Genomic DNA, 14,881 nt, shown 5'->3' with positions numbered 1-14,881 from the left:
TTTCACCGTCAACGACCCTTCGATGCCACCTCGTCGGCCGTGCGGCCGGCCAGCGCGGCCTGAACCGTCCAGTTCATCATGACCTCGGCGAGGTGGCGTGTGCCGTCATTGAGCGCCTGCGACTTCGCCTGAAGCAGGTTGCGGTCGGATGTGGACATGGCCGGCACCAGTTCGGCCAGCGCCGCGCGAATCGATGCGACCTCGGCGGGAGGCAGTTGCGCGGCCGCGATCTCGTCGAAGTCCGGCCGTCGCAGCGTCTTCTCGGTCGCCTGCATGATGGTCTCGGCTTCGTTGCGCACCTCGATGAGCATGCGCGCCTCGACATCCTCCTGCGCGTGCTCGAACGACTCGATCAGCATGCGCTCGACCTCCTCGTCGGTCAGCCCGTACGACGGCTTCACTTCGATCGCCTGCTCGATGTTGGTGCGTAACTCGCGCGCGTACACGCTCAGGATTCCGTTCGCGTCGATCTGGAACCTGACCTGCACACGCGGCAGGCCAGCGGGCATCGGCGGAATGCCCCGCAACTTGAAGCGCCCGAGCGAGCGGTTGTCCGCAGCCATCTCGCGCTCGCCCTGCAGGATGTGGATGTCGACGGCGGTCTGGTTGTCGACAAACGTCGTGAACATCTCGCTGCCGCTTGCCGGGATGGTCGAGTTGCGCAGGATGATCTTCGACACGATTCCGCCCATTGTCTCAATGCCAAGCGACAGAGGCGTGACATCGAGCAGCAGCATCTCGCGCCGGCCGCTCACGAGGATGTCGGCCTGCACGGCGGCGCCGAGCGCAACCACCTCGTCGGGATTCAGATCCGAGTGCGGCGCCTTGCCGAACAGCCGCTCGACTTCGCGGCGCACCATCGGGATGCGCGTCGATCCTCCGACCAGAACGACCTCGTCGACCTGGTCGGGTGTGAGCCCGGCGTCTTCCAGCGCGCGACGGCACGGCTCCATCGTCCGATCGACGATCGGCGTGATGAGCGTCTCGAACTCCACCCGCGTGATGTGGCGGCGATAGGCTTCTGCGCGCCCTGGAATGCGATCGACGACGATGTCGGCCTGATCGAAGTCCGACAGATCCCACTTCGCCTGAATGACGGCCTTACGGATGGCCTGCACGGCGTCGGCCCGCGTCGCCGGATCCAGGCCGAGCTCAGCCACGATCTGCTCGACCAGCAGGCGGTCGATGTCGTCGCCGCCGAGGTGCGTGTCACCATTGGTCGAGAGCACCTGGAACACGCCGTCCTCAACCTTGAGAATCGAGATGTCGAACGTGCCGCCACCGAGATCATAGACGGCGATGACGCCCTGGTGGCGCTTGTCGAGACCGTAGGCGAGACAGGCCGCCGTCGGCTCGTTGATGATACGCAGGACGTCAAGGCCCGCGAACCGACTTGCGTCGCGCGTGGCCGTCCGCTGAGCGTCGTTGAAATACGCCGGCACCGTGATGACCGCGCGGTCCACCTCGGGATCGAAATCACCCTCGCGGGCGAACACGGTTTCGGCGCGCCGCTTGAGCTCTCGCAGAATAAAGCCGGAGACCTCTGGCGGCGTCAGTTCGCGCTCGCCCAGGTGGATGTGGACGACGCCCCCGGTCTGGCCGCTGACCTTGAAGGGGAACCAGCGCGACTCGCCGGCCACGTCTTCGATGCCGCGGCCCATAAAGCGCTTCACCGAGTAGACCGTGCGCGTCGGATCGGTGAGCAGCCGCCGCTGCGCCTCGCGGCCGACGTAGACGGTATCGTGGTCGCCGGCCGACACGATTGAGGGCAGCAGCGTGTCGCCGGACTCGTCGGCCAGCACGACCGGCGCGCCTTCGCGCACGATTGCCACGAGGCTGTTAGTGGTGCCGAGATCGATGCCGACGACCTTGCTCATACGCGCGCCGCCTGGTCGCCGCCCAGTTCCCGCCGGACCGTCGCGAGCAGATTGGTCAGATACGTGCGTTCGACGAGCAAGGCGCGCAATGTTTCCAGTGTCACCCTGCGGCCTGCGACATCGCCGCGCTCCCACTGCGCGTCGTGCTGCGCCATCAACGTGTTCAATTGGCGCTCGTGCGCATCGAGGTTAGCCTGGATCGGCAGCCTCGCCGCTTCGAGCTTCGCGGCCACCTCGGCCTCGGCTGCCCCGTCGGCGCGCATCTGCTGGATTGCCTCGAGCTGCTCGTTGAGCTCGAAGACTTCCTCGAGCAGTTCCGGCGGCACCTGCGACGTGGCCTCGTGCGCTTCCTTGGGCGCGAAGCCTTCCAGCTTCAGCAGGTACTCGAGCCGATCGACCGGCTCGCGCAGCGTGCGGAACCCGTCGTTGAGATACGACGATCGTTCCAGGCTGGCCAGTCGCTCCGTTGAACTGGAGTTGTAGAAGTAGTCCGGATGGAACTGCCGGCTGAGCGCGCGAAAGCGTTGCTCCAGATCGTGCACGTCCACGTGCAGCCGTCGCGGCAAGCCGAAAAACGTGAAGTAGTCGCCGTGGCGGCCGAGCGTGAGGATCCTGTCGCAGCGCGGGCAGAAATGCACGTCGACCGGCGCCTGCGTGCCGCAGTGTTTGCAGGGCTGAATCGTCACCGCTGATGTGTCGGGCTGCATACCAGACTAGACGGTGAAGGAACTGCCGCAACCGCATTTGCTCTTCGCGTTGGGATTGATGAAGTGCAGCCCCTTGCCCATCAGCGCCGAGTCGTAGTCGAGTGTGGTGCCGGCGAGGTAGATGAGGCTCTTCTTGTCCACAAAGACCTTCGCCGCCCCAGGCCCATCGAACACTTCGTCGCCGGTGCGGGCTTCCTTCTCCCAATTGAACGTATAGCTCAGACCCGAACAGCCGCCGCCCTTGATGCCCACGCGCAAACCACCCTCGGTGATGCCCTGCTTGGCCATCAGCTTCTGGATGTGCCGGGCCGCGGCATCCGAGATTTGAATAGCAAGTTGAGTCGCCATGTCTACAGCCCTGCCTCTTGCTTCTTCTTGAAATCGGCGATGGCCGCCTTGATGGCGTCCTCCGCCAGCACCGAGCAATGCACCTTGACGGGCGGCAACGCCAGCTCGGCAACGATGTCGGTATTCTTGATCGACAGCGCCTCGTCAACCGTCTTGCCCTTGAGCCACTCGGTGGCCAGGCTGGAGCTGGCAATGGCCGACCCGCAGCCGAACGTCTTGAATTTCGCTTCGTCGATCACGCCGGTCGACGGATTCACCCGCACCTGCAGCTTCATGACGTCGCCACATTCAGGCGCGCCGACCAGCCCCGTGCCCACGCTGGGATCGTCTTTGGGCATTGATCCTACATTGCGCGGATGATTGAAGTGATCGACGACCTTGTCTGAATACGCCATGTCTGCGACTCCCTCAGGCGCGTGGCGCGAGGCGGTAGGCGCGAGGGAAGAACGCTGAAACACTGTTGCTGTCCGACCCCTAACGCCTCTCGCCTCTCGCCTAACGCCTAACGCCTTCCTAATGCGCCTGCCACTGCATCTTCGACAGGTCGACACCTTCTTTGGCCATTTCGTACAACGGCGACATCTCTCGCAGTTTCCTGACGACGCCCACGAGCTTGTCGGCCACGTAATCGACTTCTTCCTCGGTATTGAACCGGCCAATCCCGAACCGGATTGACGAGTGCGCCAGTTCGTCGCCCGTGCCGAGCGCCTTGAGCACGTAGGACGGCTCGAGGCTGGCCGACGTGCAGGCCGATCCCGACGACACCGCCACGTCATTGATGCCCATCAGCAGCGATTCGCCTTCCACGTAGGCGAAGCTGATGTTCAGGCTGCCCGGCAGCCGGTGCTCCATCGAGCCGTTGATGTACAACTCGTCGAGGTTCTGGTGGAGCTTCTGGTTGAGCCGGTCGCGTAGCGCCCGCGTGTGCGCCGCATCGGCCGCCATCTCGAGTCGGCACAGTTCAGCCGCCTTGCCAAAGCCCACGATGCCGGGCACATTCAACGTCCCTGACCGCATGCCGCGTTCATGGCCGCCGCCCTCGATGATGGGCGTCAGCAGGACGCGCGGGTTTCGCCGCCGCACGTAGAGCGCGCCCACGCCCTTCGGCCCGTACATCTTGTGCGCACTGATCGACGCCATGTGGACATTCGCCGCATTGACGTCGAAGGGCACCTTGCCGACCGCCTGCACGGCGTCGGTGTGGAACAGCACACCGCGCTCTTTCGCGATCGCACCAATCTCGGCAATCGGCTGCAGCACGCCAATCTCGTTGTTGGCGGTCATGATCGAGATGAGCGTCGTCTTGTCGGTGATGGCCTCGCGCAGACGGTCGAGGTCGATGAGGCCGTCTTTCCGGACCGGCAGGTACGTCATCCGGAAGCCCTCTTTCTCAAGTCGCTTGCAGGTGTCGATGACCGCCTTGTGCTCGGTGACCGCCGTGATGATGTGGTCGCCCTTCTCGCGGTACATGTACGCCGCGCCCCGGATGGCGAGGTTGTCCGATTCGGTGGCGCCACTGGTGAACACGATTTCCTTGGCGCTCGCACCAATCAGATCGGCAATCTGCTTGCGCGCAATCTCGACGGCCTCTTCGGCCTCCCAGCCGTACTTGTGGTTGCGGCTGGCCGCGTTGCCGAAGTGCTCGCTGAAATATGGCAGCATCATGTCCAGCACGCGCGGGTCGACCGGCGTGGTCGCATGATTATCAAAATAGATCGGGAACTTCAGCATACGCAGGTCCACCTTACGAACGACTGGCCTGAACGAACATCCGTGCCGGCGGTGCCACGACCTCCGGGACAATGACGTCCTTCGCCAGTTCCGACACGGTCGTCGCCTTCAACGCCGACACGATGATTTCGCGGATCTTCCACAGCGGGTCCCGCACGTTGCACTTGGCAAACTGGCCGCACCGATCGGCGTGCGCCGAACAGGCCGTCACCGCGACCGGGCCGTCGATGGCCTGGATGACATCGGCGATCGAGATGCCGGAGGCCGCCCGGGCCAACTGGTAGCCTCCGCGCGTGCCCTGCTGAGACGTCAGCAGGCCGCGGCGGGTCAGCCGCTGCAGCACTTTCGCCATCAGCTCGATGGGAATATCGAACTGTTCCGCGATCTCCCGGGCGCTCGACGAGCCCGACTTGAGCGTCAGGTGCGTGATGGCGATCAGCGCGTAATCCGCTTTCTTTGACAGTCTCAACATGGCAATGGCCCAAATACGACCTCGACAGTCCTATATTAGAACGGCATATCCGACCAGTCAAGGCCTATATCCAAGAGTGACTCGTCATTCCGGCGTACGCCGGAATCCAGCCGTGTGCCTCTCTGGACCCCGGCTGCCACCCCAACGCGGCTGCCGCGTTGGGGACCCCGGCTGCCACCCCAACGCGGTTGCCGCGTTGGGGGCCCCGGCTTTCGCCGGGGTGACGCAAACCTGTTTCATTCGGCAAGATGAGGTTGAAAGAAGTGGTTCAGTACCGCGGCACTGTCGGGTCGATCTCGAGGCTCCAGGCGTCGACCCCGCCGACCAGATTACGGGTCAGCGGGAAGCCCGCGCTCCTGAGATACGCGGTGGCGTTGGCGCTCCGAACGCCGTGGTGGCAATACACGATGATCTCGACGTCGGGATCGAGCTCGCCCTGCCGCGCCACCAGGTCTCCGGGCGGAACGAGGACACCGCCCGGGAGCCGGGCAATCTGGTACTCCTGCGGCTCGCGCACATCGAGCAGAAACGGCACATCGCCCCGGTCCATGCGTGCTTTGAGATCGGCCGGGCTGATGTTGAACTCGACATCACCGGGGCGGGCGGGCGATGGATCTGGCCCGACTGCAGCTGGCTTGAACCCGCAGAACGCCTCGTAGTCGATGAGCTCACGAATCGTCGGGTGCGTGCCGCACACCGGACAGTCGGGGTCCTTTCGCAAGGTCAGTTCCTGGAATCGCAGGCGCAGCGCGTCGTAGACCAGCAACCGGCCGATGAGCGGTTCGCCTATCCCGATAAGCAGCTTGATCGCCTCGGTGGCCTGGATCGTCCCGATGAGTCCCGGCAACACGCCGAAGACGCCGGCTTCGGCGCACGAAGGCACGAGGCCTGGCGGCGGCGGTTCAGGATACAGGCACCGATAGCATGGGCCATCTTTGGCGGCGAACACGGAGGCCTGCCCTTCGAACCGGAAGATCGCGCCGTAGGCGTTGGGTTTCCCGGTGAGCACGCACGCGTCGTTGACCAGGTACCGCGTCTGGAAGTTGTCGGTGCCATCGACAATAACGTCGTAGTCGCGAACGACGTCGAATGCGTTTTTCGACGTGAGCGCGCCTTCGTGCAGTCGAACCTCGACCTCCGGATTGATGGCCGTGATCCGGTCGCTCGCCGACGCGAGCTTCGAGCGCCCAACATCGGGGGTGCCGTGCAGAATCTGCCGATGCAGGTTGCTGAGCTCGACGGCATCGAAATCGACCAGGCCGAGCGTGCCGACTCCAGCAGCCGCCAGATACAGCGCGACCGGCGACCCGAGGCCGCCGGCACCAACAATCAGCACCCGGCCGGCCTTGAGCCGCCGTTGGCCGTCGACACCGACCTCGGGGAGGATCAATTGACGGCCGTACCTGGCGATCTCGTGTCGACTCAGTTCAGGAAGCGGACGCATATCTCTATTGTGCGCCGAGTTGGGAATTGATCGAAGCACGCATCACTTCCACATCACGCCTGGGCCGCGCAGGCGACCCTGAACCCGATGCTGTAGCCATATGTGTCGGGCGGAACGGCATGCCGGCACGCGCACCGCAAGTACCGCTCATCGGCATTGGTCCACGCGCCGCCCCGAAGCAATCGCAGCGAACCGGAGGCTGGGCCACGCGGATTCCGGGGATCGCTGACGGTGTAGTAGTCGGCGCGGTACCAGTCGGCCACCCACGTCCACACATTGCCAGCCGCATCGAACACGCCGTACCCGTTCGGCGAAAACGATTTCGCCGCACGTGTGCCCACCCTGGCTTTGAGCGACAGATCAGCGAGGAACGCGGCGTTGGACCGATCGAGGCGGTCGCCCCACGGATACCGATGCCCCTCGAGTCCCCCGCGTGCCGCCTTCTCCGACTCGGCCTCCGTCGGGAGCCTGAACGGCCAACCCGTTTCGTGCTTGAGCCATCGGCAGTACTCGCTGGCATCCTCGTAGGTCACGAGCACGACCGGGTGATCCATCTTGCCAGCCGGCGGCTCGGTTCCGTTCCAGCAGTACGGCGCGGCCAACTCGCGAAAGCTGTCGCCGGGTGCGAACTGCGAGATCGCGGGCAGTTCCCAGACGCCTGGGGAACGGCGCGCGGTCGCACGGACGAACCGGGCGTACTCGGCGTTGGTCACCGAACACGCGCCAATCAGGAACTCGTCGAGCGTGATGACATGGGCGGGCCGTTCGTGGGCGTCGCCCTCGTCGGATCCCATGAGAAAGGGACCCGATGGTATCCGCACCAGTTCCGGAAGGAGATCTGTCATTCGCGCCGAAAAGTATAGCCTCTTCTTGCTTCTTACTTCTTGCTCCTGTCAGGTACACTGAATCGCTTCATCCCCCCTTGCTCTAGGTCGCTTCAGGAGGCCGTCATGCGTATTCCCCGTTTCGCGATGGAACGGATGCAGTCCACCTATGAGAACCTGGTGGACTACAACCTGTCGGAAAGTGGTGTCCACCCGATGCGGGTGGAGGAACTGATTGACGATCCCGCCGATCGCGCGGCACTGCTCGCCCAGGAACTCCTCTACACGCAGTCGAACGGCACCATCGAATTGCGCGAGCGGATTGCCGCGCTCTATCCGGGCGCGACCGCCGACCATGTCGAGGTGACCAACGGCGGTTCCGAAGCCAACTTCGTCACGATGTGGCACCTGATCGAACCGGGCGACCACGTGGTGATGATGGTGCCGAACTACGGCCAGACACTTGGGCTGGTTGAGGGGTTTGGCGGCGAAATGCGGCCATGGCCGCTGCGCATGACGGTGGACGGCCGACGCTGGGTGGTCGATCTTGATCATCTGCGCACGCTGGTCACGCCCCGGACGCGGATGATTGTGATCTGCAACCCGAACAACCCGACCGGCGCCCGGATCGGCGCGGCGGATCTCGACGGCATCTGTCAGATTGCCGCGAAGTACGGCGCCTGGGTCCTGGCCGACGAAATCTACCGGGGCGCCGAGTTCGACGGCGTCGAGACGGCCTCGGTGTGGGGCCGCTACGATCGCGTCATCGTCACGAGCGGCCTGTCAAAAGCCTACGGTCTACCCGGGCTGCGCATCGGCTGGATCGTCAGCGCACCGCCCCTGGTCGCCGCGACATGGGCGCATCACGACTACACGACCATCGGGCCCGGTGCGCTCAGCGATCGGCTGGCGCGGCACGCGCTGCAGCCGGCCGTGCGCGCGCGCATCCTGCAGCGCACGCGGCGCATCCTGACGGCCAACCTGCCGGTGATGACCGACTGGCTCGATGCGCATCGCGACAGGTTCACGTATGCCCTACCCGAGGCGGGTGCGATTGTGTATGTGAAGTATCGCGACGCGATCAACTCCGTGGACCTGGTCGATCGGCTGCGCGAGGAAAAGAGCGTACTGATCGTGCCGGGCGATCATTTCGGCATGGACGGCTACCTCCGGATTGGCTTCGGCAGCGAAGTCAGGTACCTGCGCGACGGGCTCGATCGGCTAGCCGACCTGCTTCGCGGGTTACCGACCGACACGACCCGGTGACGAGGAGACGGTGGTTTATCTCGATCTCGTGCTCGTCGGATTCGGCCATGTCGGCCGACGTTTCGCGCGCCTGCTGCAGGAGAAGCACGTCCGGCTGCGCGGCGATTACGAGATGAGCTGGCGCGTGATCGGCATCAGTACGCGCCGCCACGGCACGGTGTTCGACGCGCGCGGCCTCGACCTCGAGAAGGCACTCAAGTTGGCGGACGCCGGTCTGTTTCTTGGCCAACTGACACAGCCGGACGCCGTCAGCGCACTCGGGCCTGACGCGACGGGCCTGGCACTCATCAAGCACGCAACGGCCGAAACGCGTCGCCGGCAGGTGCAACAGCTCGTCGTAGTCGAGACGACGCTGCTCGACATCAAGGCCGGGCAGCCGGCAACCGATCATGTGGCCACCGCTCTGCGCGGCGGCGCCCACGTCGTCACGACCAACAAGGGACCCGTGGCGTTCGCCTACCGCGAACTCGATGCGGCTGCCGCGCTCGCGCGTCGCCGGTTCCTGTTTGAAGGCGCCGTGATGGACGGCATACCCATCTTCAATCTTGTTCGCGAAACGCTGCCGGCCGCGGACATCGAAGGGTTCCGGGGCGTCATCAACAGCACGACCAACTTCATCCTCACCGCGATGGAAGCGGGCAGGAGCTATCAGGACGCGCTGGCGGAGATGCAGCAGGCGGGCATCGCCGAGGCCGATCCGTCGTTCGACGTCGATGGCTGGGACGCGGCAGCCAAGACTGCCGCGCTCATCAACGTGCTGATGCACGGCTCGGTGACGCCGCACGCGATCGATCGGACGGGCATTGGCGGGATCACAATGGACCACGTGCTGGAGGCGATCGGTCGGGGCAAGCGGTTGCGTCTGGTCGCCACGGCTGAACGGCGCGACGGACACCCGGTTGGGCGAGTGGCCCCCATTGAACTGGACGCTGGCGACCCACTCGCGCAATTGACAGGCATGCAGAATCTGCTCGTCCTTCAAACGGATGTGCTGGGCGATGTCGGCATCCACCAACTCGATGGCGGCCTGACTCAGACCGCGTACGCGCTGCTGACCGACCTGATCACCATTGCGCGAGGGTCCGCACAGGCATGACGGGGCGGGCGACCGTGTTCGCTGGCGCCAGTTCGGCCAGCCACTCCTTAGGCAGATAGAGATCGCGCGTCAGCGGCCGGACCTGCAGCGCGCCGACGCCTGGCGTGCAGCCGAGGGTGATCAGCGGGGCCGACAGGACCCCGGGACGCTCACCGCAACGACCCCGCGAAGCCCGCGGCAGGCGGTCCCGAGACTGGAGTCACATGGCGCAGCTTGCGGATCTCGAGGGCTCTCTGGGAAGTCGAAAAGATGGTCATGTCGTTGACCTGCATGTCGTCCGACTGTTCATCGTACGTGACGAGCACTTCCTCGCCGGTCCACAACTGGCTGGCGATCGCCTTCCACCCGATCGCGAGCGGGCGCCCATCGGTGTCGGTCAGCTTCGTGCGGGAGTCCAGCTTCACACTGCGCGTCCGGGTTTCGACCCGCATCGACAGCGTCCCGCGCTTTGTCTCTTTGACAAGGCCTCGATAGCTTCGTCCCGGCCGTTTCGATGATGCGGCGGAGCCGCCCGACACGCCATCGACGATCAGCACCGCGCGACGAATCGCCTTGAGGTCGGTGTAGTGGGCTTCAATCAGGGATCCGACGGTGAGCGGGTCAACGGGCGCGCGAGTCGCGCGGTCCGCGGGAGAGGCCCGGATCACCTCGGTCGTCGGATCGATTGTCAGCGTGAGGGTGTTCTCTCGCAGCTTCAGCGTCAGGGAGCCGGGCGACACGGCGGTCGCGATGCCACGTACCCAGCGGAGATTGCCGGGGATCGGTGCGACGGCAGGCTGCGCCTGCTGCCACGAACCGCCAGCCAAGACGAGGAGGCCGACGAACAGAGACGGGAGAGCCATGGCAGTCTCCTACTCAGAAACAGGCGCCCGCATCAGTCTATCGCAGAAGGCCCCAAACCATCTGAATCCCGCCGCATCTTCCAGTTCGATCTGCTCGGCCCAACGCCTCCGAATGAGCCGCGCGCCGCGGCGACATTATGGCACGAGACGATTGGCGCGCCGGCACGCGGCGTTGGTGCACGCACAACCAGCAGAACTTCTTGCTTCTTGCTTCTTGCTTCTGTCTCTTGCCTACCGTCTACCGACTACGTTCTCCTGTATTCTTCTTCCGATGCGTCCCCTCGACGGCACCACCGTTCTCGATCTGACGCGGGTCCTGTCCGGCCCGTACTGCACCATGATGCTGGCCGACATGGGCGCGCGCGTCATCAAGATCGAGCGCCCTGGCCGCGGCGACGACACCCGCGCGTGGGGGCCGCCATTTGTCGGTGGCGAAAGCTCGTACTTCCTTACCATCAATCGCAATAAGGAGAGTGTCGCGGTTGACTTCAAGCGCCCGGAAGGCCGCCGCATTCTCGACCAGCTTCTGGCGCGTGCGGATGTGCTGGTCGAGAACTTTCAGCCGGGCACGCTCGACGCGATCGGGCTTGGTTACAGGGACCTCGCCGCACGTCATCCCCGCCTCATCTACTGCAGCATCACCGGGTACGGCCTGACTGGTCCGCAACGCGATCGGCCCGGCTACGACGCCGTCGCGCAGGCGGAAGGCGGCCTGATGAGCCTCACTGGCCCTGAGGGTGGCGATCCGTACCGCCTCGGAGTGGCCATCGCCGATATCGCCGCCGGGTTGTTCGCCGCGCAAGGCATCACGCTGGCCATGCTCGCGCGTGCGCGAACAGGCGAGGGACAACTGGTGGACGTGAGCTTGCTCGATTCGGTGGCCGCGCTACTCACCTACCAGGCCGGTATCTACTTCCGGACGGGAACCGCGCCGGTTCGAACGGGCAATCGCCATCCGAGCATCGCGCCGTACGACACCTTCGCGGCCGCCGATGGGACGCTGGTGCTGGCGGTGGGAAACGACGAACAATGGAAGACGTTCTGCGCGGTGGTCGGATTGGACGATTTCGTAACTGATCCGGTCTTTGCCACCAATGCGGCGCGTGTCGAGCACTACGACCTATTGCAACCTCGGATTGCCCGTGTGCTTGGCCAGGGCAGCCGCCAGTCGTGGATCGACCGACTGGTGCCGGCCGGCGTGCCGTGTGCCGCAGTCAAAACGCTTGATGAAGTGATGACGGACCCCCAACTGCTGGCCCGTGAGATGATTGAGCACGTGGAGCACCCGTCGGCCGGGCCGATCGACCTGCTCGGCCTGCCCATCAAACTCTCGGCCACCCCGGGCCGCGTGTCGGCACCGCCGCCCCGTCTGGGCGAACACACCGTGAGCGTCCTGGAACACGATCTGGGAATGCTGCCGGCCGATATTGCGCGCCTTGGCCGCGACGCGGTTATTGAGATCGCGCCGCCACTATCAGGTCACACCATCAGGAGATGATCCCATGTCGCTCGAAGTTGCGCAGATTCGCCGCCGTGTCCAGTTGCGCCTCACCGACCTGAAACGGGCTGCCGGCGCGCGGCGCGAGCGGGTCGCCGCCGCCGAGCGGGTCTACGCCACCTTCCTGTCGGGAGTCGCCGTGCCGGTCTTCACGACGTTTGCCCAGACGCTGACAGCCGAGAACTACCCGTACAAGGTGATCACGCCTGGAGACACCGTGCGCCTGGTGTCGGAACGATCGAACCGGACGTTTATCGATCTCCGCCTCGACACGTCCCTGCCAACTCCCGCCGTGGTCGCCGAAGTGAGCCGCGAGCGCGGCAGCCGGGTCACGACCGACGACCGCCTCGTCGCCGAGGGCGTGGCGATCGAGGCGACGACCGACGAACACGTGCTGGAATTCCTGCTGGAACTGATGGCGGACGTGATTGAGCGATAGAGCCAATCAGGCGAGACGTTCCACAAACGACGTGTCGATTCCCTCGCGGCGCAACTGCTCGACAAACGCGACGCGGTCATGGGCCTTCCGGTAGGCCTCGCGCGCGTCCACGGCGCCGCTCTGGACAAACGCCAGCAACGCGTCGTTCATCGGCACCATGCCGTATTTCCGGCCCGAATCAATCGCGAGCGGCAACTGCGACACCTTGCCCTCGGCAATGAGCGCAGCCATCGACGAGGAGTTGAAGAGCACTTCGCGGGCCGCCACGCGGCCGCCACCGGACTTGCGAAGCAGCACCTGCGCGATCGCACCGCGCAGGGATTCCGAGAGCGCCAGCGCCACCTGCGCCTGTCGATCGAAGGGTGCCGACTCGATCAGCCGCGCCAGTGCCGCACTTGTCGTGGGTGCGGTCATCGTCGCAATGACGAGGTGGCCCGAATCGGCGGCGTCGAGCGCAAGCGCTACCAGTTCCGGCGTCTTCAGGTCGTCGATCACGAGCACATCCGGATTCTCGCGCAGTGCGGCGCGTGCGTGCGCCAGCATGACGTCGGGATCGCTGCGCACTTCGCGCTGGCTGACGATGGCCTTCCGGTTCTCGTGGAGGAACTTGATTTCACTCTCGAGGCTGATGAGGTAGTCGGTCCGCGTCCGGTTGATCAGGTCGACCAGCGCGGAGGTGAGCGTCGACTTGCCGCTCAGGCGCGGGCCCGCCACCAGGATCAAGCCGTCGCCTTCCGCGCACAACGCCTGGATGTCGCGGGAGAGGCCCAACTGATCGGCCGAGATCAGGCGCGTCGGAATCAAGCGGAACACCGCGCCCGGACCGTGCTGATCGCGGAAGCTCAGGCACCGCACGCGCCCTACATCCGGGAGCTCGCAGACCCACTCGGCGTTGGTCCCGCCGACGAGGGCCTCGCGGTTGGCGCCCGGCGCCAGCTCGAGAATGAGCGATTCCACTTCGGCCGTGCCAAGCGGCGGCTCGGTTTCAAGCGGCAAGATCTCGTCATCGATCCGAATCTTGGGTCTTGCCTCGGCCATCAGGTAGAGCGACGAGGCGCCCCGGGCGGCGGCGGTGCGCAGCAGCCGGCCAATACCCAGGTACTTTGGCGATGGCGTTGGCGTCAGACGCGAAGAGTCGGTCCGAATCGGACTGCGCGCAAGCGGCAGCACCACGCCGGGCTGCGGATCGCGCGTCGATGTCACGCGCCGCCTGCCCGCAACGGGATCCGAAAGAACCGCTTCCGGCTCGCGCGGAGCCGAGGTTGACTGCGGAGGCTCAAGCGGGGAATGCGTGGGTGCCATCCGAGGCCGGGGCGTTGGGATCGTCTCGGCCTGTGCCTCTGGCTGCGCCGGCGGCAACGGCGGAGCGGCGGCGGCCGAGGCCGAGGCCGCGGGTTGATCGCGTCGAGGCTGGGTGCTGCCCCGCTGACGGCGCAGCTCAATCCAGATGTCATCGCCGCCACGAGCGGCCACCAGCATGAACCGGTCGCCGGGCGCTTCGGGAATCGTCAGTTCCTTCTCGACCGCCCCGACCTCATTCAGTGCGCGCTGGTCCTCCACCGACAAGAGGTCGGTCAGGACGTTGCCCATGGCCTCGACGCTCAGCGGGCGCTCGGAGAGATTCGAGGGACCCGACGGCGACAACACGAACGGCCGCTCGCCGACGTGCATGACGAGCCCGTTTCCGTTCGTCCTGAGGACTGCCGCGATCAGAGATTCGATAAGCGACACGTGTCGTTCCCGGCCAATAGGGCCTACTCCCCCCGGTTGTCGGCCGAACGTGGTGCCAACATTAGGGATTCGGGATTAGGGATTAGGGATTGGTTCAGTCCGGAAGCTAACCCCTAATCGCTAACCCCTAACCCCTGATCCCGAACCGGGGAGTGGGGATTATCACTGCCTCGATTGTGCGCCCGCCAGGTAGATGCGCACCATTTCGACGACCTTGATGCCCTTGGTCTGGTACGGCGGCACGATTCGTTCGGCTCTCAGGTACTGAAGCATACCGGCATCCCCGAAGTCCGGCTGACCTACGTTCTCGATTGCTCCCAGGGCCCTTCCAAGCTCCTCGAGCGTCATCCGGTCGGCCTGAACGATCCGCCGCCACGGGATCCCGAACCGCCGCACGGTCTCCCATCGGTTGTGGGTCTGGAACCTCACGAACACTTCGTTGCTGATGAACGCGTAGCCGGCGTCCGCGCGGCTCGACGGCGCGTCCTCGACCCTGAGGGAGGCGACGGCGTCTATCGCCTTGAGGGCCTCGATCAGCGTTGCCGTGAAGGTGCCTTCCTTCGTCCACCCTGATGTGTCGATGTCCATCACACCATGCCGTCCGGC

Annotated in this window: 15 protein-coding genes; 4 read left to right on the top strand and 11 right to left on the bottom strand. The window is 65.1% G+C overall.

The genetic code is table 11. The features are described from left to right. Nucleotides 1-8: 8 nt before the first annotated feature. From hscA to NT151_05220, 8 genes are all read right to left on the bottom strand, one after another. A complete protein-coding gene (hscA, locus tag NT151_05255; GenBank protein ID MCX6538329.1) occupies nt 9-1,877 on the bottom strand; it encodes a Fe-S protein assembly chaperone HscA in 1,869 nt (622 codons plus the stop codon). Then, the gene (gene hscB, locus NT151_05250; GenBank protein MCX6538328.1) at nt 1,874-2,584 is read right to left on the bottom strand and encodes a Fe-S protein assembly co-chaperone HscB; all 711 of its coding nucleotides are present in this window, start codon (nt 2,582-2,584) and stop codon (nt 1,874-1,876) included. The genes hscA and hscB overlap by 4 nt, the downstream gene beginning before the upstream one ends. 6 nt (nt 2,585-2,590) lie before the next feature. Continuing rightward, on the bottom strand, nt 2,591-2,932 hold the full coding sequence (locus NT151_05245; GenBank protein MCX6538327.1) for an iron-sulfur cluster assembly accessory protein: 342 nt from the start codon (nt 2,930-2,932) through the stop codon (nt 2,591-2,593). 2 nt (nt 2,933-2,934) lie between these two features. Continuing rightward, nucleotides 2,935-3,327, bottom strand: coding sequence for a Fe-S cluster assembly scaffold IscU (gene iscU / locus NT151_05240; GenBank protein ID MCX6538326.1), 393 nt, complete (start codon nt 3,325-3,327; stop codon nt 2,935-2,937). Nucleotides 3,328-3,445: 118 nt separating this feature from the next. Further along, a complete protein-coding gene (locus NT151_05235; GenBank protein ID MCX6538325.1) occupies nt 3,446-4,660 on the bottom strand; it encodes an IscS subfamily cysteine desulfurase in 1,215 nt (404 codons plus the stop codon). A gap of 16 nt (nt 4,661-4,676) precedes the next feature. Beyond that, complete coding sequence (locus NT151_05230) at nt 4,677-5,135, bottom strand: Rrf2 family transcriptional regulator (protein ID MCX6538324.1); 459 nt, start codon at nt 5,133-5,135, stop codon at nt 4,677-4,679. Between the two features lie 268 nt (nt 5,136-5,403). Beyond that, nucleotides 5,404-6,579, bottom strand: coding sequence for a molybdopterin-synthase adenylyltransferase MoeB (moeB, locus tag NT151_05225; protein ID MCX6538323.1), 1,176 nt, complete (start codon nt 6,577-6,579; stop codon nt 5,404-5,406). Between the two features lie 53 nt (nt 6,580-6,632). Next, nucleotides 6,633-7,424 carry an SUMF1/EgtB/PvdO family nonheme iron enzyme gene (locus tag NT151_05220; protein MCX6538322.1) on the bottom strand — a complete coding sequence of 264 codons (792 nt, stop codon included), beginning with the start codon at nt 7,422-7,424 and terminating at the stop codon, nt 6,633-6,635. Nucleotides 7,425-7,529: 105 nt separating this feature from the next. On the opposite strand from NT151_05220, the gene NT151_05215 reads away from it, so the two are divergent. Then, entirely contained in the window at nt 7,530-8,669 is a 1,140-nt protein-coding gene (locus NT151_05215; GenBank protein MCX6538321.1) for an aminotransferase class I/II-fold pyridoxal phosphate-dependent enzyme, read from the top strand. A 10-nt stretch (nt 8,670-8,679) separates the two neighbouring features. Further along, entirely contained in the window at nt 8,680-9,765 is a 1,086-nt protein-coding gene (locus tag NT151_05210) for a homoserine dehydrogenase (GenBank protein MCX6538320.1), read from the top strand. A gap of 149 nt (nt 9,766-9,914) precedes the next feature. Here the strand turns inward: NT151_05210 and NT151_05205 are convergent, their stop codons facing one another. After that, nucleotides 9,915-10,607: a hypothetical protein gene (locus NT151_05205; GenBank protein ID MCX6538319.1), complete on the bottom strand. Its 693-nt coding sequence runs from the start codon at nt 10,605-10,607 to the stop codon at nt 9,915-9,917. Between the two features lie 271 nt (nt 10,608-10,878). Here NT151_05205 and NT151_05200 point away from each other — a divergent pair, with 271 nt between their 5' ends. Then, the gene (locus NT151_05200) at nt 10,879-12,105 is read left to right on the top strand and encodes a CoA transferase (protein MCX6538318.1); all 1,227 of its coding nucleotides are present in this window, start codon (nt 10,879-10,881) and stop codon (nt 12,103-12,105) included. A 4-nt stretch (nt 12,106-12,109) separates the two neighbouring features. Next, nucleotides 12,110-12,544 (top strand): hypothetical protein, encoded by a 435-nt coding sequence (locus NT151_05195; protein ID MCX6538317.1) that lies wholly within the window; start codon nt 12,110-12,112, stop codon nt 12,542-12,544. 6 nt (nt 12,545-12,550) lie between these two features. On the opposite strand, the gene NT151_05190 is transcribed toward NT151_05195, so the two are convergent. Both NT151_05190 and NT151_05185 read right to left on the bottom strand, forming a co-directional pair. Further along, on the bottom strand, nt 12,551-14,275 hold the full coding sequence (locus NT151_05190) for an ATPase, T2SS/T4P/T4SS family (protein ID MCX6538316.1): 1,725 nt from the start codon (nt 14,273-14,275) through the stop codon (nt 12,551-12,553). A 162-nt stretch (nt 14,276-14,437) separates the two neighbouring features. Then, entirely contained in the window at nt 14,438-14,863 is a 426-nt protein-coding gene (locus NT151_05185; protein ID MCX6538315.1) for a hypothetical protein, read from the bottom strand. Nucleotides 14,864-14,881: the final 18 nt, after the last annotated feature.

This window comes from Acidobacteriota bacterium (genome assembly GCA_026393675.1).
GTDB lineage: Bacteria > Acidobacteriota > Vicinamibacteria > Vicinamibacterales > JAKQTR01 > JBAXOX01.
The sequence above is the reverse complement of the archived record's forward strand: the minus strand, read 5'-3'. Positions and strand labels throughout refer to the sequence as shown.

Coding starts and splice junctions, on each gene's coding strand:
- iscU (MCX6538326.1), bottom strand. CDS start 3,327: ATGGCGTATTCAGACAAGGTCGTCGATCACTTCAATCATCCGCGCAAT.
- NT151_05220 (MCX6538322.1), bottom strand. CDS start 7,424: ATGACAGATCTCCTTCCGGAACTGGTGCGGATACCATCGGGTCCCTTT.
- hscB (MCX6538328.1), bottom strand. CDS start 2,584: ATGCAGCCCGACACATCAGCGGTGACGATTCAGCCCTGCAAACACTGC.
- moeB (MCX6538323.1), bottom strand. CDS start 6,579: ATGCGTCCGCTTCCTGAACTGAGTCGACACGAGATCGCCAGGTACGGC.
- NT151_05185 (MCX6538315.1), bottom strand. CDS start 14,863: ATGGACATCGACACATCAGGGTGGACGAAGGAAGGCACCTTCACGGCA.
- hscA (MCX6538329.1), bottom strand. CDS start 1,877: ATGAGCAAGGTCGTCGGCATCGATCTCGGCACCACTAACAGCCTCGTG.
- NT151_05230 (MCX6538324.1), bottom strand. CDS start 5,135: ATGTTGAGACTGTCAAAGAAAGCGGATTACGCGCTGATCGCCATCACG.
- NT151_05245 (MCX6538327.1), bottom strand. CDS start 2,932: ATGGCGACTCAACTTGCTATTCAAATCTCGGATGCCGCGGCCCGGCAC.
- NT151_05205 (MCX6538319.1), bottom strand. CDS start 10,607: ATGGCTCTCCCGTCTCTGTTCGTCGGCCTCCTCGTCTTGGCTGGCGGT.
- NT151_05195 (MCX6538317.1), top strand. CDS start 12,110: ATGTCGCTCGAAGTTGCGCAGATTCGCCGCCGTGTCCAGTTGCGCCTC.
- NT151_05215 (MCX6538321.1), top strand. CDS start 7,530: ATGCGTATTCCCCGTTTCGCGATGGAACGGATGCAGTCCACCTATGAG.
- NT151_05200 (MCX6538318.1), top strand. CDS start 10,879: ATGCGTCCCCTCGACGGCACCACCGTTCTCGATCTGACGCGGGTCCTG.